Origin of the sequence: Bradyrhizobium sp. SZCCHNR1002, from assembly GCF_032381435.1 — a bacterium.
Lineage (GTDB): Bacteria > Pseudomonadota > Alphaproteobacteria > Rhizobiales > Xanthobacteraceae > Bradyrhizobium > Bradyrhizobium aeschynomenes.
This window is the reverse complement of sequence record NZ_JAUHIS010000004.1, coordinates 326054-347746: the sequence shown is the minus strand read 5'-3', so window position 1 is coordinate 347746 and position 21693 is coordinate 326054. Positions and strand designations below refer to the sequence as shown.

At 65.3% G+C, this 21693-nt stretch carries 18 protein-coding genes; 8 read left to right on the top strand and 10 right to left on the bottom strand.

Translation table 11 applies throughout. The features are described from left to right. The first annotated feature begins 73 nt into the window (after window positions 1-73). Window positions 74-1189: an SMP-30/gluconolactonase/LRE family protein gene (locus QX108_RS21225; RefSeq protein WP_315782560.1), complete on the top strand. Its 1116-nt coding sequence runs from the start codon at window positions 74-76 to the stop codon at window positions 1187-1189. 1081 nt (window positions 1190-2270) lie between these two features. Here the strand turns inward: QX108_RS21225 and ppc are convergent. From ppc to QX108_RS21210, 3 genes are all read right to left on the bottom strand, one after another. Continuing rightward, complete coding sequence (gene ppc, locus QX108_RS21220; protein WP_315782564.1) at window positions 2271-5054, bottom strand: phosphoenolpyruvate carboxylase; 2784 nt, start codon at window positions 5052-5054, stop codon at window positions 2271-2273. A 138-nt stretch (window positions 5055-5192) separates the two neighbouring features. Next, a complete protein-coding gene (locus QX108_RS21215; RefSeq protein WP_315782566.1) occupies window positions 5193-6737 on the bottom strand; it encodes an acyl-CoA synthetase in 1545 nt (514 codons plus the stop codon). 126 nt (window positions 6738-6863) lie between these two features. Further along, window positions 6864-7673 carry a crotonase/enoyl-CoA hydratase family protein gene (locus tag QX108_RS21210; RefSeq protein WP_315719192.1) on the bottom strand — a complete coding sequence of 270 codons (810 nt, stop codon included), beginning with the start codon at window positions 7671-7673 and terminating at the stop codon, window positions 6864-6866. A gap of 102 nt (window positions 7674-7775) precedes the next feature. Between QX108_RS21210 and QX108_RS21205 the strand changes: the two genes are divergently transcribed. Both QX108_RS21205 and QX108_RS21200 read left to right on the top strand, forming a co-directional pair. Then, window positions 7776-8651: an SDR family oxidoreductase gene (locus QX108_RS21205; protein ID WP_006613814.1), complete on the top strand. Its 876-nt coding sequence runs from the start codon at window positions 7776-7778 to the stop codon at window positions 8649-8651. 119 nt (window positions 8652-8770) lie between these two features. Beyond that, window positions 8771-10351 carry a fatty acid--CoA ligase gene (locus tag QX108_RS21200; protein ID WP_315782568.1) on the top strand — a complete coding sequence of 527 codons (1581 nt, stop codon included), beginning with the start codon at window positions 8771-8773 and terminating at the stop codon, window positions 10349-10351. A 313-nt stretch (window positions 10352-10664) separates the two neighbouring features. Here the strand turns inward: QX108_RS21200 and QX108_RS21195 are convergent, their stop codons facing one another. Continuing rightward, window positions 10665-11939, bottom strand: coding sequence for an acyl-CoA dehydrogenase family protein (locus QX108_RS21195; protein ID WP_315782570.1), 1275 nt, complete (start codon window positions 11937-11939; stop codon window positions 10665-10667). Window positions 11940-12096: 157 nt separating this feature from the next. Between QX108_RS21195 and QX108_RS21190 the strand changes: the two genes are divergently transcribed. Then, window positions 12097-12876 (top strand): enoyl-CoA hydratase-related protein, encoded by a 780-nt coding sequence (locus QX108_RS21190; RefSeq protein ID WP_315782572.1) that lies wholly within the window; start codon window positions 12097-12099, stop codon window positions 12874-12876. A gap of 247 nt (window positions 12877-13123) precedes the next feature. On the opposite strand, the gene QX108_RS21185 is transcribed toward QX108_RS21190, so the two are convergent. From QX108_RS21185 to QX108_RS21175, 3 genes are read right to left on the bottom strand one after another with little or no spacing between them, the layout of a single operon-like run. After that, window positions 13124-13510 carry a DUF6285 domain-containing protein gene (locus tag QX108_RS21185; RefSeq protein ID WP_315782574.1) on the bottom strand — a complete coding sequence of 129 codons (387 nt, stop codon included), beginning with the start codon at window positions 13508-13510 and terminating at the stop codon, window positions 13124-13126. Next, on the bottom strand, window positions 13510-14499 hold the full coding sequence (locus tag QX108_RS21180; RefSeq protein ID WP_315782576.1) for a phosphotransferase family protein: 990 nt from the start codon (window positions 14497-14499) through the stop codon (window positions 13510-13512). Before QX108_RS21180 ends, QX108_RS21185 begins: the two co-directional genes overlap by 1 nt. Continuing rightward, the gene (locus QX108_RS21175) at window positions 14496-15290 is read right to left on the bottom strand and encodes an enoyl-CoA hydratase/isomerase (protein ID WP_315782578.1); all 795 of its coding nucleotides are present in this window, start codon (window positions 15288-15290) and stop codon (window positions 14496-14498) included. Before QX108_RS21175 ends, QX108_RS21180 begins: the two co-directional genes overlap by 4 nt. Window positions 15291-15468: 178 nt before the next feature. On the opposite strand from QX108_RS21175, the gene QX108_RS21170 reads away from it, so the two are divergent. Both QX108_RS21170 and QX108_RS21165 read left to right on the top strand, forming a co-directional pair. Continuing rightward, on the top strand, window positions 15469-16248 hold the full coding sequence (locus QX108_RS21170; RefSeq protein WP_315719185.1) for an SDR family oxidoreductase: 780 nt from the start codon (window positions 15469-15471) through the stop codon (window positions 16246-16248). Between the two features lie 167 nt (window positions 16249-16415). Then, window positions 16416-17249: an alpha/beta fold hydrolase gene (locus QX108_RS21165; RefSeq protein WP_315782580.1), complete on the top strand. Its 834-nt coding sequence runs from the start codon at window positions 16416-16418 to the stop codon at window positions 17247-17249. 114 nt (window positions 17250-17363) lie between these two features. Here QX108_RS21165 and QX108_RS21160 read toward each other — a convergent pair whose 3' ends face one another. Then, window positions 17364-17657 (bottom strand): hypothetical protein, encoded by a 294-nt coding sequence (locus QX108_RS21160; RefSeq protein ID WP_315782582.1) that lies wholly within the window; start codon window positions 17655-17657, stop codon window positions 17364-17366. 184 nt (window positions 17658-17841) lie between these two features. Here QX108_RS21160 and QX108_RS21155 point away from each other — a divergent pair, with 184 nt between their 5' ends. After that, entirely contained in the window at window positions 17842-18453 is a 612-nt protein-coding gene (locus tag QX108_RS21155; RefSeq protein WP_315719183.1) for a flavin reductase family protein, read from the top strand. Between the two features lie 257 nt (window positions 18454-18710). Here QX108_RS21155 and yghU read toward each other — a convergent pair whose 3' ends face one another. Continuing rightward, window positions 18711-19601 (bottom strand): glutathione-dependent disulfide-bond oxidoreductase, encoded by an 891-nt coding sequence (yghU, locus tag QX108_RS21150; RefSeq protein ID WP_409998542.1) that lies wholly within the window; start codon window positions 19599-19601, stop codon window positions 18711-18713. Between the two features lie 166 nt (window positions 19602-19767). Between yghU and QX108_RS21145 the strand changes: the two genes are divergently transcribed. Next, entirely contained in the window at window positions 19768-21279 is a 1512-nt protein-coding gene (locus QX108_RS21145) for an acetyl-CoA acetyltransferase (RefSeq protein WP_315782586.1), read from the top strand. A 37-nt stretch (window positions 21280-21316) separates the two neighbouring features. On the opposite strand, the gene QX108_RS21140 is transcribed toward QX108_RS21145, so the two are convergent. Further along, entirely contained in the window at window positions 21317-21655 is a 339-nt protein-coding gene (locus QX108_RS21140; protein WP_315782588.1) for an antibiotic biosynthesis monooxygenase, read from the bottom strand. Window positions 21656-21693 lie beyond the last annotated feature (38 nt).

The window sequence follows — 21693 nt, the reverse complement described above, 5'->3', positions numbered from 1 at the left end:
ATCCGAACAACCCGCTGAAAGCCACGATTCCGTCGTATGGTCGCCTCCCAACAAAAAACGTTCGGAGGAAACCATGACGAATTCACGGCACGACATCCTCAAGGACTTGCCGGCCGAAGCCGACCGCTTCGACCGGCGCACGCTCCTCAAGGGTGTCGCCGGCTTTGCCGCCGCGGCAGCAGCGGTCTCGCCGGCGATGGCGCGGGATTTCGGACCGGGCGCGCAGCCGCAGCGCTATCCCGATCCCGACATCGTCGTGATCGACGAGAAGCGCTTCAAGGCCAAGGTCGGCAACACCGTCATCAAGCGCCTGTTCACCGGATGTCTGTGGGCGGAAGGACCGGCGTGGAACACGCAGGGCCAGTATCTCGTCTGGAGCGACATCCCGAACAATCGGCAACTGCGCTATCTCGACGACGACGGCCACATCTCGCAGCAGTTCCGCAAGCCCTCGAACGAGTCCAACGGCAACACCTTCGACTACGAGGGACGGCAGATCACCGCGGAGCGCACGCGTCTGGTCCGCTTCGAGCACAACGGCACGGTGACGGTGCTGGCCGAGAAGGCCAACGACAAGCCGCTGAACGGCCCGAACGACATGGTCGTCAATCCCGCCGACAAGTCGATCTGGTTCACCGATCCCGGCTACGGCGCGATCAACCTCTACGAGGGTCAGAACGTCCGCAACGGCTCCAACCAGCCGTTCCAGAAGGAGGCCGTCTATCGCGTCGACGCGCAATCGGGCGCAGTCACCAAAGTGGCCGACGAGCCGTTCAAGCCGAACGGCATCGCCTTCAGCCACGACTACAAGAAGCTCTATGTCTGCGACACCGGCATCACGCATTATCCCAATGCGAAGAACGTGGTGTGGCAGTACGACATCAACGGCGACAAGCTGTCGAACCCCAAGCCGTTCATCGACATGACGCTCGACGGCAAGTCGGGTTTCCCCGACGGCCTGCGCGTCGACATCGACGGCAACATCTGGGTCGGTGCCGGCTGGGTCGGCGAAGGCTATGACGGCGTCCACATCTTCGCACCGGACGGCCAGCGCATCGGCCAGATCAAGCTGCCGGAGATCTGCGCCAACGTCTGCTTCGGCGGCAAGAAGCGCAACCGCCTGTTCATGACCGCGAGCCAGTCGCTGTACGCGGTGTATGTGGAGACGCAGGGCGCGCATATTTGTTAGGTCGGCGATCGCTCATTGTGATGTCTTGTTACTCAAGGCGTCCTGCACGTCGACCATGAATACGCCGGTCGGCGTTTTCATGGAGAAGGACGGTCTGAGATCGCCGCTGCGCATTGACCATGAGCAGCCCACGGTGAGGCTGCATGACGCCGTGGCGGCGATGTCGGTGCGCCCCCTCTCCCCGTTCTTCACGGGGAGAGGGTTGGGGTGAGGGGCAGCCACGCGCACCGACTTCGCGGCGAGCCCCCCTTACCCGGACTGCATCTGACGATGCAATCCGGCCTCTCCCGAACGCAAGGAGAGGCTGGCAGCGAGCTTGGCCGCATGGCCGCCGTGCCGACGTCTTTCTCGTGACTTCTAAAAAATATAAAACACTTGCGCTTTTTCCGCATTCATGCTTTTCTCTCCCGATCCCGCCTCAAGCAAGGGGCGTAGCGCGCGATCGTCACGACACGCGAGGCGGGGATGCGATGGCCGCGATGGAGCCGCAGCGTGTCTTCACGGATGCGCGGACGAACGGCTTTGTTGCGGACGTGAAATCGCGTGGTCCTGGCGCCCCGAAGCAGGCGTCAAGTCCGTTGTGATGCCCAGCATCGCACGGGCGACGGTGTCTACGAGCCGGCACACCGGGGAGATCGCGTATAAGCGTGAAGACATCGCGCGGGGAATGCCGGATGTTCGGCTGAACCTGTGGTGACTGCCGCCTGCTTATCTTTCTGCAGGCGGGCCATGGGTGAGGCCTTCACCCGGCATTCCCTGCGCCCTTGCTCGTTTGCGAGGGACGTACCGATGGCAACAGCTCGGGCATGAAGTGCCGCGAGAGCGTCAGCTTACGTCCCGTTTTTTCCGACCGCTGTTAGAGCCGTGAATCCGTCGCATCCACCACCGTCGTCCCGGACAAGCCGCGACGCGCGAAGCGCGGCGTGGCGCCGATCCGGACCCACGCCGCGGCGATCGTGGTGGGCAAAAAGGCCAACGACCAGCGTGCCTCAAACGCTCCCTGGGGGTATGGGTCCCGGCGCCGCGTGCGCAATTGCGCACTAGGCCGGGACGACGGCGAGGCTGCGGCTGCTATCGTGGGCTACCCCGTATTCCTCAACCCTGCCGAGATACCGTTGATCGTGAGCTGGATCCCGCGCAGCACCTGCTCGTCCGGGTTCTGCGCGCGGTGCGCCTTCAACAGTTCGACCTGAACATGGTTGAGCGGATCGAGATACGGAAACCGGTTGCGCACCGAGCGCTCCAGCAGCGGGTTGCCTTGCAGGAGCCGCTCTTGTCCCGTGATGTCGAGCAGCGTCTCGATCACCAGATTCCATTCCCGCCGGATGCGGCCAAAAATCTTTTCGCGCAGGGCCTCGTCGGGCACCAGCTCGGCATAGCGCGAGGCGATCGCGATCGAGCTCTTGGCGAGCACCATGTCCATGTTCGACAGCAGCATGCGGAAGAACGGCCATTCGCGATTGAGCTCGCGCAGGAACGGCATGCCCTGCTCCGGATTCTCCGCGATCCAGGTCTCGACCGCGCTGCCGAAGCCGTACCAGCCCGGCAGCATCAGCCGGCACTGCGCCCAGGAGAACACCCAGGGAATGGCGCGGAGGTCCTCGATCGCGCGGGTCTTCTTGCGCGAGGCCGGACGGCTGCCGATGTTCAAGGTCGCGATCTCGTTGATGACGGTCGAGGCCCAGAAATAATCGACGAAGCCGTCGGTCTCATAGACCAGGCCGCGATAGGCCTTGAAAGCGAGCTCGGAGAGCCGGTCCATCGCGGTGAGGTATTCGCGCTTCGGCGCCGGCTGCCGCGGATGCAGCAGGCTGGCCTCGAGCGTCGCCGCCGCGAGAATCTCGAGGTTGTTGCGGCCGACTTCGGCGTTGGAATATTTGCTGGAGATGATCTCACCCTGCTCGGTGATGCGGATCTGACCGTTCACGGCGCCGCCGGGCTGCGCGATGATGGCGTCATAGCTCGGGCCGCCGCCGCGGCCGACCGAACCGCCGCGGCCATGGAACAGCCGCAGCCTGACGTTATGACGCTCGAAGATTTCGACGAGATGGATCTCGGCCTTGTAGAGCTCCCAGCCCGAGGTGACGAAGCCGCCATCCTTGTTGCTGTCGGAATAGCCGAGCATGACCTCCTGCACGGCGCCGCGGCTGTCGACCAGGCGGCGATAATCGTGCAGCGCCAGCATCCGGTCCATGATGCCGCTGGACGCCTGCAGGTCCTCGATGGTCTCGAACAGCGGCACGATGTTGACGGCGCAGCGGCCGGACGGGTCGATCAGGCCGACCTCCTTCAAGAGCAGCGCGACCTCGAGCATGTCCGACATGCCCTTGCACATCGAGATGATGCACTGGGTGATCACGTCGGCGCCGAAGGTGGCGTGCGCCTCGGCCGCGGCGCGGAACAGATTGAGCTCGCCGACGGTCTCGTCGCTGTATTTCACGAACTGCGACACCAGCGGGCGGGTGTTGCGCAGCTCGCTCACGAGCAGGCCGACGCGGGCGTCCTCGCTCAGCGCCATGTAGGACATGCCGGGCATCGCGGTGTCGATCAGCTCGGCCACGGTGCGCTCATGCACCGCCGAGTTCTGGCGGATGTCGAGCCGCGCCAGATGAAAGCCGAAGCAGTCCACGGCGCGCCGGAGCATCCGCAGCCGGCCGCGCGCGATCACCTCGGCATTGTTGGCGATCAGCGAGCGATGCAGCACGTCGAGATCGTCCTGCAGCTCCTTGAAGCCGTCATAGGGCGCGACCGCCGCCACCGGCAGACGGCTGATCTGGATGCCGAGCTTCTTCGCGGTCGCCGCCAGCCGCGCATAGATGCCGGAGACCGCCAACCGATACGGTTCGCCGCTGCGGTGTGGGGAGGTATCGGGCGAGCGCTCGGCGAGCACGCGCAGCTCTTCGGAGACGTCGGCGAGATGGGCTGCAATGGACAGCTCACTGCCGAGCAGATGCAGCTCTTCGAGATAGTAGTGCAAAGCCAGGCTGGATTGCAGCTTCAGCGTTCCCCGCATCACCTCGGCAGTCACGAACGGGTTGCCGTCACGGTCGCCGCCGATCCAGCTGCCCATGCGCAGGAACGACGCCAGGTCACCCGCGACCTCGGCGCCGTCATTGAGCCGATCCTCCAGCGCGCACAACAGCCGCGGCACCTCGCGCAGGAAGGTGTAGTCGTAGAACGACAGGCCATTCGTCACTTCGTCGAGCACCGTGAGCTTGGTCCGGCGCAACAGGTTGGTCTGCCACAGGGTCAGCACGGCGCGGCGCAGCGCCTCGTCATTGGCCTCGCGCTCGTCCGGCGTCAGCTGCATCCGCTCGCGGCGGTCGAGCAGCATCGCGATCTCCATCTCGCGATCCATCGTACTCTTGCGCCGCACTTCTGTCGGATGGGCGGTGAGGACCGGGCTGACCAGCGCGGTGGAAAAGAACTTGCGCAGCTCTGCAGCCTCGAACCCGGCCGACTTGGCATGCGCGAGCGTCGCCGCCAGCATGCCGGCGCCGCCGTTCGCATCGGTCCTGGCGCGCATCCGGCGGATGTTGTTCTGGTCCTCGGCAATGTTGGCGAGGTGGGAGAAATAGCTGAAGGCGCGGACGATGCGGACGGTCTCTGCGGTCGACATGCCGTCCAGGATCTGCTCCAGCTCGCGCCTGGCCTGGCGGTCCTCGTCACGGTGAAAGCGCACCGACGTCTGGCGTATGCGCTCGACGAGATCGAACACGTCTGCGCCCTCCTGGTCCCGGACGGTGTCGCCGAGGATGCGGCCGAGCAGCCGGATATCGTCCCGGAGCCGCGCGTCCTCCTCCATGGCCTGCGCCTCGGCGGCGCGATTGGGGCGGATTTCCTCTGGTATGGCTTGCGGCGACATGGATGCGCTCTCCAGCAGCTGCCCATTTACGGGTCAGTCTGCCGTATCTGTATTGCAGCGCAAGATCAAGAAAGAGGCGTCGCCTGCCCTAACCGATGCGGGTTTCGTCTCCGCTCGCCATCGAATGCCGCCCTTGCGCTAGATCTTCCGTCCGGCCCGCTCCCAATAGGGATCCCGCAGCCGCCGCTTGAAGATCTTGCCGGAATCCTCGCGCGGCAGTTTGTCGTGGATTTCGATCTGCCTGGGCACCTTGTAGTCGGCCAACGACGCTTTCAGCCGCGCCTTGATCTCGCCCGTATCCAGCGTGGCGCCGGGCTGCGGCTCGACGACGGCCATCAGCGCCTCGCCGAACTCCGCGTCGGGGATGCCGAACACAGCGCAATCATGCACGCCGGGCACCGCATGCAGCACGGCCTCGATCTCGGCCGGATAGATGTTGACGCCGCCGGAGATCACCATGTCGCGCTTGCGGTCGCAGAGGAAGACGTAGCCCTCCGCGTCCATGTAGCCGACGTCGCCGGAGGTGATGAAGCCGTCGCGATCGATCTCTGCGCGCTTCTCCGGCTTGTTGTGATAGGTGAAATCCGGATTGCCCGCGATGCGCGAATAGATCTCGCCGATTTCCCCCTGCGGCAGCACGCGACCGTTCTCGCCGAGAAAGCGCAGCTCGGCGCCCGGCGAGACCTTGCCGACGGTGCCGGGCTTTTTCAGCGCGTCCTCGGAGGTCGCGAAGGTCACGGCGCCCGACTCGGTCGAGCCGTAGAACTCGTAGATCACGGGGCCCCACCATTCGATCATCGCGCGCTTGACGTCGGCGGGGCACGGCGCGGCGGCGTGGATGACATGGCGCAGCGACGACACGTCGTAGCTGCGGCGCACCTCCTCCGACAACTTCATCAACCGGATGAACATGGTCGGGACCATGAAGATGGTATCGATCCGCTCCGCCTGAAGGATGGCGAGAAACTCCAACGGCTCGAAGCGCGGCATCAGCACCAGGGCGCCACCGAGGCGGCCGGCCCGCAGGCCAAAGGCGTTCGGCGCCGAATGGTACAGCGGCCCCGGCAACAGCGCCCGCGCGCCCGGCTGCAGGCCATAGATCAGCGCCCGCATCCGCTCGGCCGAGGCCGCCTGCTCGATCGTCGGCGCGTTGCGACGCACGCCCTTCGGGTGGCCGGTCGTGCCCGAGGTGTAGATCATGTTCTGCGGCTGCGGCACCTGGGGCCCTTCGTAACGGCTCTGCCGGGCGAGCCAATCCTCCAGCGCGACGGCGAAGTCGGGCGTTTCGAGCAGATCGGAATCGATCTTGTAGTTGGACAGGATTTCGGGCGGCGTCGGGACGCTGATCACGGTGACTCCGGATGGGATCAGACCGCGCAACTGGTGCAGGAGATCGGCGTGACCGATCAGCACCCGCGTTGCGGAGTCCTTGAGGATGTAGTCGATCTCCTCCGGCTTGAAGTGCCAGTTCACCGGCACGCCATAGGCGCCCAGCCGCATCGCGCCATAGGCCGCCTCGATGAAGGCGATGTCGTTGCGCATCAGCATGCAGACGCAATCGCCCTGGCGCACGCCGAGCTGCACCAGGCCGCTGGCGATCCGCGCGGCGCGGTCGGCGATCTCGGCGTGAGTACGGCGACGATCGCCGGAGATGATGCCCGAGAACAAAGAGGACGTTTCCATTTTCTTGTCTATCCGATCTGTCGTCGGTTCTATTTCATCGCGGTCATTCCGGGGCGATGCGCAGCATCGAACCCGGAATCTCGAGATTCCGGGCCTGCTCCTTCGGAGCATCCCGGAATGACCGTGCTAGTCCGCAAACTTCGGCGCACGCTTCTCGATGTTCGCCCGCACCGACTCCAGCTGGTTCGGGCTGCCGATCAGCTTCTGCTGCTCGACCGATTCGGCGAGCAGCGCCGGGCCCGGATCGACGGAGAGGTTGTTCAGCATCCGCTTCGCGGCGCGGATCGCATCGGGGTTCTTGCCGGCGATCTCACGCGCCGTCTCGAGCGCGGCCGCGCGCGGATCGGCGCAGATGCGGGTGACGAGGCCGTAGGCCTGGCCTTCCTCCGGCGAGAACACCCGGCCGGTATAGGTCAGCTCCCGCAGGATGTCATCGCGCATCAAGGTCGCCAGGATCGGCGTGCCGGCCATGTCAGGCACGAGGCCCCATTTGATCTCCATGATCGACATCTTGGTGTCGGGCGCGACGTAGCGCATGTCGGCGCCGAGGGCGAGTTGGAAGCCGCCGCCATAGGCCACGCCATGCACCGCAGCAATGACCGGTACCGGCAGCTGCCGCCAGCCCCATACCGCCTGCTGGGCGAAGTTCGCCTTGCCGTGGGTGCGAACGGTGAGGTCACGCTTCTCGCCGCCAGCGATCCCGTTGCCGCCGGACTCCTTCATTGCCGCAAAGCGGCCCATGTCGAGCCCGGCGCAGAACGCACGGCCCTCGCCGGACAGCACCACCGCGCGCAGCCCCTTTTCCTTCGACAGCCGTTCGGTGGCCGCCACCAGCGCCGCGAACATCTCCTGATCGAGCGCATTCATCTTGTCGGCGCGGACCAGGCGGACATCGGCGACGCCGTCCTTGATCTCGATCGCGATGCGGTTGTCCATCGAGCGGTCTCCCTACAAATGTCTTTGTGACTTTACAGAAGGCTGTTGGAGCGTTTTAGTCAATCGACCAATTAACTCACAAGATGTCAGGCGGAAACTCCCATGTTCAAGGACAATCTCCTCGAAGGTCGACGCATTCTGGTGACCGGCGGCGGCACCGGCCTTGGCAAGGCGATGGCTGCGCGCTTCCTGCAGCTCGGCGCGGAAGTGCATATTTGCGGACGGCGGAAAATCGTCTGCGACGAGACCGCGACAGAGCTGATGGATCTCTATGGTGGCCGCGTCACCAGCCACGGCGTCGACATCCGCAACGCGATGGCGGTCGAGGAGATGATCGAGGCGATCTTCCAGGAGGGCGGCCTCACCGATCTCATCAACAACGCCGCCGGCAACTTCATTTCCCGCACCGAGGAATTGAGCCCGCGCGGTTTCGACGCAGTCGCCAACATCGTCATGCACGGTACCTTCTACGTGACGCATGCCGTCGGCAAGCGCTGGATCGCGGCGAAGCAGCCGGGCAATGTCGTGTCGATCACGGTGACCTGGGTGCGCAATGGCTCGCCTTATGTCGTGCCGTCGGCGATGAGCAAATCGGCGATCCACGCCATGACGATGTCGCTCGCCACCGAATGGGGCCGCTATGGCATCCGCCTCAACACCATCGCGCCCGGCGAAATTCCGACCGAGGGCATGAGCAAGCGCATCAAGCCGGGCGACGAGGCCGGCGCGCGCACCAAGGCGATGAACCCGATGGGACGCGTCGGCACCATGGAGGAGCTGCAGAACCTCGCCGTGTTCCTGATCTCCGGTGGCTGCAACTGGATCAACGGCGAGACCATCGCGATGGACGGCGCGCAGGCGCTCGCCATGGGCGGCAATTTCTATCAGCTGCGCGACTGGAGCGACGACGACTGGACCAAGGCCAAGGAGTCGATCAAGGCGCAGAACGAGAAGGACCGCGCGACGCGCACGAGCTGACGGCGCTGTTGATTGGCGGCGCGTGCCCTGTAGACTGACGCAAGATGCTTGCTCCGGCGCAATCCGGAGCGGGATGTTTAAAAAAGAAACGAAGAACACGGCACAATCGGAGGGGAAACATGTCCGTCACGACGGCAGCGTCGACGCTCGTCGACGTCGTGCGCAGCCAAGCGCAGGCACTCGGCTCCGCCACCGCCTATGAGTTCGAAGGCCGCATCACCAGCTTTTCCGAATTCGACCGCAAGACCAACCAGGTCGCAAATGCGCTGAAGGCGCTGGGCATCAAGCCGGGTGAGCGGATCGCCTATTTCGGCAAGAACAGCGACTTCTATTTCGAGCTGCTGGTCGGCGCCATGAAGGCCAACGTCGTGATGGCGCCGGTGAACTGGCGGCTGGCCGGTCCCGAGGTCGCCTTCATCGTCGAGGACTGCAAGGCCCCTGCCCTGTTCGTCGGCCCCGAATTCATCACGATGATCCGGCAGATCCGCGATCAGATCCCGAGCGTGCGGCACATCATCACCACCGAAGGCGGCGCGCCGGAATGGCAGGACTACACCGCCTGGCGCGACGCACAGAGCGCCGATGATCCTGGCGTCGAAATCACGCCGAAGGATATCGCGCTGCAGCTCTACACCTCCGGCACCACGGGCAAGCCGAAAGGCGCGATGCTGTCGCACGCGAACTTCCTCAATCTCGTCAACACCGGCAATCCGGACGAGAAGCCGGACTGGAACAAATGGTCCACCGACGACGTCTCGCTGATCGCGATGCCGATCTTCCATATCGGCGGCTCCGGCTGGGGCCTGATGAGCCTGTATCACGGCGCCCGCGGCGTCATCGCGCGCGAGTTCGATCCGACCAGGATCCTCGATTTCTTCGAGCAGTCCGGCATCACCAAACTGTTCATGGTGCCCGCCGCGATGCAGTTCGTGGTGCGGCAGCCGCGCGCGCGGCAGGTCGATTTCTCGCGGCTCAAATACATGCTCTACGGCGCCTCGCCGATTCCGGCAGCGCTGCTCAAGGAATGCATCGACGTGTTCAAATGCGGCTTCGTGCAGATGTACGGGATGACCGAGACCACCGGCACCATCATCGCGCTGTCGCCGGAGGACCATGTCGAGGGCCTCGAGCGGATGCGCTCGGCCGGCAAGCCGCTGCCCGGCATCGAGGTCGCGATCATCGATGTCAACGGCAATCCGCTGCCGCCGCGCGAAGTCGGCGAGATCGCCACGCGCTCCGGCTCCAACATGACGGGCTACTGGAATTTGCCGGAGGCGACCGCGCGCACGCTCGGCAAGGACGGCTGGCTGCGCACCGGTGACGCCGGCTACATGGACGAGGACGGCTACGTCTACATCCACGACCGCATCAAGGACATGATCATCTCCGGCGGCGAGAACATCTATCCGGCCGAGGTCGAGAGCGCGATCTGCGATCATCCCGATGTCGCCGAGGCCGCCGTGATCGGCATTCCCGACGACAAATGGGGTGAGGCGGTCAAGGCGATCGTGGTGATGAAGCCAGGCAAGCGCGCCACCGAGACCGACATCATCAACTTCACCCGCACCCGCATCGCCGGCTTCAAGACGCCGAAGACCGTCGACTTCCTCGACGCCCTGCCGCGCAATCCCTCCGGCAAGATCCTGCGGCGGAATCTGCGCGATCCGTATTGGGCGGGAAAGGACCGGCAGGTGAATTGACTATTGGCGGACGGGGAGCGTGCCCGCTCCACGAGTCATTCCGGGGTGCGCCGCGCAGCGGGGCGAACCCGGAATCCATATTCATGAAACCGGGTGGGGCGCGATCTGGTTGTGGCGCTGGTCTTCGTCACGCGGGCGGTCGTGGTTATGGATTCCGGGCTCGTGCTGCGCACGCCCCGGAATGACTGCGGAGAGAGTTTGCGCGCTCTCCCCACCCTCATTGCGAGGCGCCCTTACGCCGAAGCTATCCAGGGGCCACGCGACAAGTCTGGATTGCTGCGCTGACGCTCTCGATGGCTGAACTACGACGAACTCACCTCTTGTTCACCCCCATATACCCGAACAGGAACCCCGCCACCTTCCGCATCTGGATCTCTTCGCTGCCTTCGGTGATGCGGTAGCGGCGGTGGTGGCGGTAGATGTGCTCGAACGGCTTGTGGCGCGAATAGCCCATCCCACCGTGCACCTGGATCGCACGGTCGGCGGCCTCGCAGCACAGGCGGTTAGCCCAGTAGTTGCACATCGACACCTTGTCGGACAGCGTGTGCTCGACCTGCGCCTGGGTGAGCTGATCCATCTCCCACGCGGTCTTGCGGATCAGCAGCCGCAGCATCTCGGCCTGCGTCGCCAGCTCCACCAGCGGCCATTGAATGGCCTGGTTCTCGGCCAGCGCCTTGCCGAACGGCTTGCGCTCCCGCGCGTAGTTGACGCTCTCATTGATGCAGAAGACCGCGGCGCCGAGCGAGCTCGCCGCCTGCCGGATGCGGTTTTCGTGGACGAAGCATTGCGCCAGCGACAGGCCCCGCCCGACCTCACCGAACAGCGCGGCCTCGGGCACGAACACGTCGGTGAAGCTGACGCGGGGATGGTCGGTTGGCATGTTGAAGGTCCAGAGATATTCCTCGACCTTCACGCCCTCGCTCTTCGCCGGCACCAGGAAGCAGGTGATGCCGCGGGCATCGCCGTCATTGCCGGAGGTGCGGGCGAACAGTGCGCAATGGGTGGCGACGTGCATGCCCGTCGTCCACATCTTCTCGCCGTTGATCAGCCAGCCCTTGACGTTGTCGCGGGTGGCGGGGACGGCCTTGGTATCCATATGAGTCGCGTCCGAGCCGTGATGCGGCTCGGTGAGGCCGAAGGTGATGCGATACTTGCCGGTGATCGAGCCGTCGATCATCGCCTTCTGGTCGTCGCGGCCGTAGCGGTCGAGCATGGTGACGATCGGCAGATTGCCGACGATGGAATGCTCGTTCTGCAGATCATTGTGCAGGCCGAGGCCCTTCGAGGCGAAATGCTCGCGGATTACGGCCATCCAGAGGTTGGAGCCGTCCTTGCCGCCATAGCGCTTGGGGATCGCGAAGCGCAGATGGCCGGCCGCATCGGCACGGTCTTTTGCCTTGCGCAGCAGCTGCTCCCAATCATGCCGCGGCAGGCCGCCATTCTCGAAATCGGTCCGCGCCCATTCGCGGCGATGATCGAAGAATCTGATGTTGTCGTCGGCCTCTTCCAGCGGCTTGATCTCGGCGGCGATGAAGCGGTCGAGCTCGTCGAGATAGGCGACCAGATCCTTTGGCAAGGAAAAATCCATGGCGTGTCTCCCTGTACGTATCGTTGTTGTTCTTGATCTTGGACCTGCGCCGCGTGCTTGTGGCGCGCAGCGCGGTTGCGTATTTGGATGACCGCGCACGCGGCGCAGACGCTAAGCTCGCGTGACGTTGCCAATCAGAAACCAGGAGGAACGGCCGATGGAGCTGAAGTTCTCGAAGATCACGCGCAAGGGACCGATCACGATCGTCACCCTGGCCCGGCCCGAGGTCTACAACGCCCTGCATACCGATGCGCATTACGAGCTCGAGGCGGTGTTCGACGGCTTCGCCGCCGATCCCGAGCAATGGGTCGCGATCGTCACCGGCGAGGGCGACAAGGCGTTCTGCGCCGGCAACGATTTGAAATGGCAGGCAGCCGGCGGCAAGCGCGGTTGGGGCCGAAGCGGCTTCGGCGGTCTGACCTCGCGCTTCGATTGCGACAAGCCGCTGATCGCGGCGGTCAACGGCGTCGCGATGGGCGGCGGCTTCGAGATTGCGCTGGCCTGCGACCTGATCATCGCCTCGGAGAATGCGACGTTTGCTTTGCCCGAGCCGCGCGTCGGCCTCGCCGCGCTGGCCGGTGGCCTGCAGCGGCTGCCGCGCCAGATCGGCATGAAGCGCGCGATGGGCATGATCCTCACGGGGCGCCATGTCGGCGCCCGCGAGGGCCACGAGCTCGGCTTCGTCAACGAGGTGGTGCCGCAGGGCGAGGCGCTGGCCGCCGCGGAGCGTTGGGCCGAGACGATCGCCAAGAACTCGCCGATGTCGATCCGCGCCTCGAAGCAGGCGATCGAGAAGGGGCTGGCGGTGTCGCTGGAGCAGGCCATCACCGAACAGCGCGACTATCCCGCGGTCCAGGCGATGATCCATTCGCAGGACTACATCGAGGGGCCCAAAGCATTTTCGGAAAAGCGGCCGCCGAAGTGGCTGGGGCGGTGAGCGCCAATCGCGGTCGTCATTCCGGGGCGCGACGCAGTCGCGAGCCCGGAATTCATAACCACGATCGGGAGTATGGATTCCGGGCCTGCGCCTGACGGTGCATCCCGGAATGACAGCGGAGGTGATCAATCGACCTGCTCCGCTCTCACCACCGTCATTGCGGGCGAAGCGAAGCAATCCAGACTTCCTCTGCAGAAGCAATCTGGATTGCTTCGTCGCTGACGCTCCTCGCAATGACGACGGAGAGCTAGGCGCCATCTTGGCCCCTCCCCGCCTCGCGCTTGTAGGATGCGTAGTTCGGCTGATCGACGGCGAGCTTGGCGAGCGTGGTCCGCCAGAGGTGCTCCTTCAATCCCGGCGTCGTGAGATCGACTTGTCCGTCGGCGATGCGGGACGCAAGCACACGGTTCAGATCCAGCAAGTCACCGTCTTGCCCCAGCAGCTGCTTCAGCCGCGCATGCTCCGCCGCGTCCGCGGCAGCCGCCTGCTCCAGCTGCCGAACCACCAGATCGAGCGCGTTGATGCCCACGCGCAGCTTGAACGCCTGATGGCCCGAGATCAGCGGCGCGATGTCGTTGCGAAGGAAATCCGCCACGGCCTGCACCAGCTCGGTCGGTGTCGGTTCGTCCTGCATCAACTCTCTCCTCGCGGTGCCAAGAGCCGCAGCAGATCGATTTCCGTCTCCGAGGCGCGGCGGCCGATCATGGCGCGCTCCATCGAATGGTCGGGACCGATCCGAAACCGCTGCATCATGCCGCAGCACATCACGCCCCAGCGCAACGTGCCCATGACTTCCCAGAACTTCACCCGGTCAGCATCGACCTTGCGGCCCGCCGACTCGTATCCGGCGAACAGCTCCTCGCGCGAGCCGAAGCCGCCGACGGGCTTGTCGATCTCGCCGAAGCGCCAGGAATTGACGCAGATCCAGCCGAGGTCCTCCATGGGATCGCCGAGATGGGCGAGTTCCCAGTCGAGCACGGCGCGCACGCCATCGGGACCGATGATAAGATTGCCGTTGCGGAAATCGCCGTGCACCAGCGTCACCTCGGCCGAGGGGCCGGGATCATTCTGCGACAGCCAGCGCAGCGCCAGATCGAACACCGGGCGCGGCCAGTCGAAGCTGTGATATTCGCGCGCGAGCTCCGCGATCTCCCGGGTCGCGTTCATCTCGCGTAGCTCAGGAAGCTCTGCGCGCGCGATGCCGTGGATGCCGGCCGCGATGCCGCCGAGCTGACGCGCCAGCCGCGGCCGTGCTTGCGCGTACTCCCCATCGCGCAGGATCTTGCGCGCGATGGTCTCACCCTCGACGCGGCGCATGATGAAGCCGGTGCCGAGATCATCCTCGGGGCTCAGCACATGCAACACTTCGGGCGACGGCACGCCGGCGGCGTGTGCGAGCCGCATCAAGCTGGCCTCGTTGTCGAGCCCGGCAGCGCGGCCGGGCGCCGCGCCATATCCCTTCGGCGAGCGGCGCAGGATGGCACCGACATCGCCGTCGGGATGGACGATGTCGAAGCGCCACGTCTCCTGGCTGGCGCCGCCGGAGAGCTTTGCGGCGCCACGCACGCCGGTCGCCCCCGCCATGAACGAGGCGACGCAGCGGGACAGCTCGGTCTCGATCATTGGCCCTTGAACTTGGCGGGACGCTTCTCGAGGAACGCGCTCACACCTTCCTTGAAATCGGCGGTGCTGCCGGCGATCCGCTGCGATTGGAATTCCGCGTTGAGTTGCTCCTCGAACGAGTTCTCCGGGCTGTCCCAATACAGCCCGCGGATCTGCGCCAGCGCCACGGTCGGCCCGTTGGCGAGCTCATGGGCGAGCTTCATCGTCTCCCCCTTCAGCGCCGCGTCGTCATAGACGCGGTTGACGAGCCCCCATTGCAGCGCCGTTTCCGCCGGCAGCTTTTCGCCGAGCAGCGACAATTCGATCGCGCGCGCCTTGCCGACGAGGCGCGGCAGCAGCCATGTCGAGCCGCAATCCGGCACCAGGCCGATGCGGCGGAAAGCTTGCAGGAAGTAGGCGGACTTGGCGCACAGGATCATGTCGCCCATCAGGGCGAAGCTCATGCCGGCGCCGGCCGCCGGGCCGTTGACGGACGTCACGATCGGGCAATGCAGGTTGCGGAGGCGTCGCAGGAAGGGATGGAAGGCGGTCTCGAGCGCGGCTCCGGCATTGCTGCGGCCGGGCTTGGCCTGTGCGTTGCGCCCCTGGAGGTTGGCGCCGGTGCAGAACGCGCGGCCCGCGCCGGTGACGACGAGACAACGCACCTCGGCCTTCCGCTCCTCGATCTCGTCAAGCGCCTCGGCGAGCCCGCCGAGCATGTCCATCGAGACCGCATTCATCACCTCCTGATGATCGAGCGTAAGAATGGCGACGGCCCCGTCGAAATCGAGCGTGACGTGCTTGAACTGCATGGTTTCCTCTCAAGAGCTTTTCGAAGGCGGCATTCTTCGCGGCGGAAATTCGAAGCGCCGCCCGGTTCGTGCAGCATATTTGATTTTTGCGCTTCGCTTGTCCATGGTTGCGACATCCAAACAATCGAAGCGACGCACAGCGCGCTCACATCATCACGGAAACACCCAAGAGAGCACCATGAGCATGTTCGATCTCACCGGCCGCGTGGCCGTCGTCACCGGCGGCAATGGAGGCATAGGCCTCGGCATCGCCCAGGCACTTGCGTCCAGTGGCTGCAACGTCTCGATCTGGGGCCGCAACGCCGAGAAGAACAAGGCCGCCGCGGCATCGATGGCCGCAGGTCCCGGCAAGGTCGACACCCGGATCTGCGACGTGACCAGCCCCGCTTCCGTCGCCGAGGCGATGAAGGCGACGCTCGATACGTTCGGCCGCGTCGACGGCTGCTTCGCCAACGCCGGCATCGGCGGTGGCGGCCGCAAGCCCTTCATCGAGCGCAGCGAGGAGGAATGGCGCACGATGTTCGCCACCAATCTCGACGGTGTCTTCCACGCCTTCCAGGCCGCCGCGAAGCACATGACGGCGCGGGCGGAAGCCGGCGATGCATTCGGCCGGCTGGTTGCGACCTCGAGCCTCGCCTCGCTGTTCGGCACGGCGCGCAACGAGCACTATGCCGGGACGAAGGCCGCCCTCAACGCGCTGTGCCGGGCGCTCGCGGTCGAGCTTGCCCGCTACGGCGTCACCGCCAATGCGATCCTGCCGGGCTGGATCAAGAGCGACATGACGGCGGGCATCATGGGCAACGAGAAGTTCGTCGCCAACGTGATGCCGCGCATCCCGGTGCGCCGATTTGGCGAACCGTCCGACTTCGGCGGCATTGCCGTGTACCTGATGAGCAAGGCATCGTCCTATCACACCGCCGACTGCTTCGTGATCGACGGCGGCTACACGGCGTTCTGACTCTCGATGCGGGCAGTGAACCGGTATGCCGGTTCACTGCCCGCAAATTTGTTCCCGTTCCGCGCTGCAAGATTTCCGAAATTTAATCCGGTGTCGGCTGCCACGCCCCCGTGACTATGGCGTTGTCCCTCATCACATGACGGGGAGACTTCCAAGGGAAGGACGCCATGAAGCGCGGTGTGACGGTTTTGGCATGTGTGTCTGCTCTGGCGGTTGCCGGCTACTTTGCGATGGCCAAATGGGGCATCCAGCACGAGAGCCGCGAGTTTTTCGACGCGGCGCGGCAGCGACCGATCAATGTCGACGTCGCCGTACGCAAGGACTATGAGATGAAGGCCAATGCCGGGCTGTGGCGCCTGCCGGTCGCCATCATCAGCAACGGCAACACGGTGAAGAACACGGAGTATTCGTTCCTCGCCAACGTCTTTGCGGCCCGCGGCTATCTCGTCGCCAGCGTGCAGCAGGACCTGCCGACCGACCCGCCGCTCGTCACCAAGGTCGGGATGCCCTATGTCGGCCGCCTCGACGTCTACAAGAAGGGCGAAGCCAATATCCTTTGCGTGCTTGGCGAGATGAAGAAGCGCCATCCGAATGCCGACTATGATCATCTGACGCTGGTCGGTCATTCCAATGGTGGCGACACTGCGATGTATTTCGCCCAGCAGCATCCGAACCTGGTCACGCAGGTGGTCACCCTGGACAATCTGCGCGTTCCCTTCGTCATCAGGGACAAGCTGAAGATCCTGTCGTTCCGCTCCGACGATCCCGAGTTCAAGACCGATCCGGACGTGCTGCCCAAGCAGCTCGGGAAGAAGAGCGGCATCGACATCATCAAGACCGAGTTTCAGCATACCTGGATGAGCGACCGCGGCCCCTACACGGCGCGGGAGCGGATCCAGGCGACGCTCGACAAATATCTCGGCGGCGAATCCACCAGTCAGCTGGCGCCGGCGGACACGGACAATCTGATCGTCACCAACGGAGCGGCCGCGCTGCCGTGACACGATCGAGCTAAACCTTGCCTGTGACGATTGGCTTGCGGAGAGCGTCGAATAACCACGGCACAATGAAGGGGGCGGCTGCGCAAGCGCGCGGCCGCCCCCGTCCATTCACGTTCAGTCCTGCGGCTTCTTGGCAGGCGGGCCATTCTTGTTGCCCGGCATACCCTTGATTTTTGACGGATCCTGCGCGCTGACGTCCGGGTTCTGCCGGTTGATGGTCGAGGACGAGCCGACCGTGCCGGTGTCGGTCGCCGACGGTCCGTTCTTGTTGCCGGGCGCCCCCTGGATGCCGGCTCCGGAATTCTGCGCGCTCGGCGGTGACGTGGTCTGCTGCTGCGTGCCCTGGGCCAGGGCTGACGTGGCCGAGACGATGAACGCACATGCGATCAGACTGACGATGGGTTTCATGGCGTGACCTCCTCTGTCGTTGTTGTGCTGTTCGAACGTGGCGCCGTCGGAGCCGTTCCAGGCAACACCGAATTTCGCGGAGTGCGCCGCCGCAGCAGCACGCAGCCCTGCCCGCTTTATCGGCTTTCGCGTTGCATCACGTCCAACTACGCTGCCGTGCCCAACCGCAACAAAGGCCGCGACAATGGAATACCTCTCGACCGATCTCAGCCCGCGCGAGCGCTACAAGATCCTGACCTCCTTCGTGCTGCCGCGGCCGATTGCCTGGGTGACGACGAGAGGCGAGAATGGGGTCGTCAATGCCGCGCCATTCTCGTTCTTCAACGTGCTCGGCGAGGACCCGCCGCTCTGCGTGTTCGCAATCAATCTGCGGCCGGACGGCCGGGTCAAGGACACCCTGGTCAACATCCGCCGCAGCGGCGAATTCGTGGTGCACATCACCGACGAGCCGCTGGCGCAGGCGATGCACGAGACCGGCGGCGACTTTCCGCCGGACGTCAGCGAGCCGGATCATCTCGGCCTGAAGCTGAAGCCATCGCGCACGATCGGCGTGCCGCGGCTGGCCGAGGCGCCGTTCGCCATGGAGTGCAAGATCTGGCAGCTGATCGACGTCAACGGCGATCGCGTGCTGGTGTTGGGCGAAGGCCTCGCCTTTCACATCCGCGACGAGCTCTGGGACACCGAGAAGATGCGGGTGGAGATGGAGCTGTTCCACCCGGTGGGCCGCATGTTCGCCGATCGCTATTGCCGAACCAACGACCGGATGGACTTCCCGCCGGCGAAGGGAATGGGATGAGAAGCGCTCCGTCATTGCGAGAGCAGTAAAGCAATCCAGAGCCTCGCGCGAGACGCTGGATTGCTTCGTCGCGGAGCCTGCCCTCGGGCTCGCCGTAGGCGAGACCCGGGGGCTCCTCGCAATGACGATTGTTGCTGCAGCGTGCCTGAACGAGAGGCCGCGCTGTACTGGATGCCCCGCCGGAGCCTCATCGGGTCCGCCGAAGGCGAGACCCGGTGGCGGGGCATGACAGCCGAGTGAGGGGCGAGAGCGCAGCCCTAAGAGGCTTGCCCGATCTTGTCCTGCGTCTTGGTATCAAAATCGCCGGCGTCGTGGCGTTCGTGGAGCTGGCTCTTGGGATCGCCGGAGACGCGGTTGACCATGCGGCCGCGCTTGACGGCTGGACGTTGCGCGATCTGATCGGTCCAGCGCTGCACGTGTCTGTAGTCCTGCACCGAGAGGAACTCGCCGCCCTCGTAGAGCAGGCCCTTGGCGAGCGCGCCGTACCACGGCCACACCGCGATATCGGCGATGGTGTAGTCGGGGCCGCCGAGATACTCGCTGTCGGCAAGACGCCGGTCGAGCACGTCGAGCTGGCGCTTCACCTCCATCGCGAAACGGTCGATCGCATACTCGATCTTGGTCGGCGCATAGGCATAGAAGTGGCCGAAGCCGCCGCCGAGATAGGGCGCGGCGCCCATCTGCCAGAACAGCCAGGACAGGCACTCGGCGCGCTTGGCCGGCTCGGTCGGCAGCAAGGCGCCAAACTTCTCGGCGAGATAGACCAGGATCGCGCCGGACTCGAACACGCGGATCGGCTCGGGTCCGCTGCGGTCCAAGAGCGCCGGGATCTTCGAGTTCGGATTGATCGCGACGAAGCCGGAGCCGAACTGATCGCCCTCGCCGATGCGGATCAGCCACGCGTCGTACTCGGCGCCGGCGTGGCCGAGCGCCAGCAGCTCCTCCAGCATCACGGTGACCTTCACGCCGTTCGGCGTTCCCAGCGAATAGAGCTGCAAGGGATGACGGCCGACAGGCAATTCCTTGTCATGCGTGGGACCTGCGATCGGGCGGTTGATATTGGCGAAGCGACCGCCGCTGGCCTTGTTCCAGGTCCAGACCTTGGGCGGGACGTAGCTGTTCTGTTCGGACACGAGAAACTCCGGCATGAGCGGCAAGGGAATGAAGGTTCTAGGCGCATATGCCGTGAAGCGGAAGCCATGCCGCGCGCGGGCGCCATCCGCATTTTCTGCATTGCGCGGTCGAACCTGCGATGACAGAACGGAGACAAGACAACAATGACGGTCCGTGGCGGGCCGGCCTCTGGAAACGCCGATGACTGCAAGTGCCCTGCCCCCGGACCGCATTCCCGTCATCGTCGGCGTGGGCGAGATCGTCGATCGCCCGAAGGAGATCCGCGATGGCCTCGAGCCGCTGGCGCTGCTCGAACAGGCGATCCGCCGGGCGGAGAACGACGCCGGCGCCAAGCTGATTCACGACGCCGGCTCGCTCGACGTCGTCAACTTCCTGAGCTGGCGCTATCGCGATCCGGAGCGGCTGCTCGCGCAGCGGCTCGGCATCAGCCCGTCGCATTGTCACTACGGGCCGGTCGGCGGCGAGAGCCCGATCCGGTTCCTGCACGAGGCCGCTCTGCGCATCGCGCGCGGCGAATGCCAGGTTGCCGTGGTCTGCGGCGCGGAGGCGCAATCCACCGCAACCAAGGCCGAGCGCGCGGGCGTACAGCTGCCGTGGACTCCATTCGCCCATGACGTCGAGGAGCCGAAGCGCGGCGCCGCGTTCCAGAAGCCGCTCGCGGTGAAGCTCGGCGTGTTTCGCCCGGTCTCGGTCTATCCGTTCTACGAGGTCGCAAGCGCCGCCAGATGGGGCCAGACGCCGCGGCAGGCGCTCGCCGAATCCGGCGAGCTGTGGTCGCGCTTCTCCGCGGTCGCGGCCTACAATCCGAATGCCTGGCTGAAGCGGCACTTTGCCCCCGAGGAGATCACGACGGCGTCGGTGGACAACCGCCCGATCGCCTGGCCCTACACCAAGCTGATGGTGGCCAATCCCATGGTCAACATGGGCGCGGCGCTGATCCTCACCAGCCTTGCGAAGGCCCGCGCCGCCGGCATTGCCGACAACCGGATGATCTATCCGCTCGGCGGCGCGTCGGCCGAGGATCCGCGGGACTATCTGACCCGTGATCAGTTCGCCGAGAGCCATCCGCAGAACGCGGTGCTGCAGGCGGCGATGAACCTGGTCGGCGGCACAGGCGCGGCGTTCGACGTCATCGAGCTCTACAGCTGCTTTCCCTGCGTGCCGAAAATGGCCCGGCGAACCCTCGGGCTCGGCGCCGACGTCGAGCCGACTGTCACCGGCGGCCTGACCTTCTTCGGCGCGCCGCTCAACACCTACATGACGCACGCCGCCTGCGCGATGGTGCGGCGGCTCCGCGGCGGCGCCAGGCGCGGCCTGCTGTACGGCCAGGGCGGCTTCGTCACCAAGCATCATGCGCTGGTGATCTCGCGCGAGCCGCCCTCGTCGCTGTCGCAGGAGGTGAGCGTGCAGGCGGAGGCCGATCGTCACCGCAGCGCCGCGCCGGAGTTCGTCAGCGAGGCTGGCGGCAACGCCAAGGTCGAGAGCTTCACCGCGCTTCACGATCGCAACGGCGAGGTCGAGCATGGCGTGGTGATGTTACGCACGGAGCAGGACATGCGCACGCTCGCGCGCGTGTCGGCGCAGGACAAGGCGACGCTCGTGCGGCTGATGGATCTGGACAGAACGCCCGTCGGCACGGTCGGCACCGTCACCATGGCTGCCGATGGCGTCCCGCAGTGGCGGGCGAACTAGCTAGCACGGCCTCCGGCATCCGCCGTCAGATTGCAGTTCACACCTCCCGCGCCTCGCGCTGCCAGCGAGCGTAAGCCGTGTCCCAATCGGGTTCTGTATCAGCTGCAAATCCGAGCGTCCTGCCGCCGCCGAGATCGGCGAAGCCGAGCATGGCGCGACGATGCGCGCCGCTTCTCACATAGGCGCGCATGCTGGCCTCGTCGGTCCAGACCGTCAGCGTATGATACACGCCATCGACCGGTCGCAGCGCGACGCGCAGATTGCCGGGCGCGCTGCGCGCCTGCCGGACGGCACGCAGCGTGTGCCACCAGAACCGCGCCAGGCGCAGCAGGCCGCGGTGTGGACGGAAGCCGGTGACGGAGACATAGACGCCCATCGCGCGCTCCTGGGATCGCGAGCCGCCGCGCAGCCCGG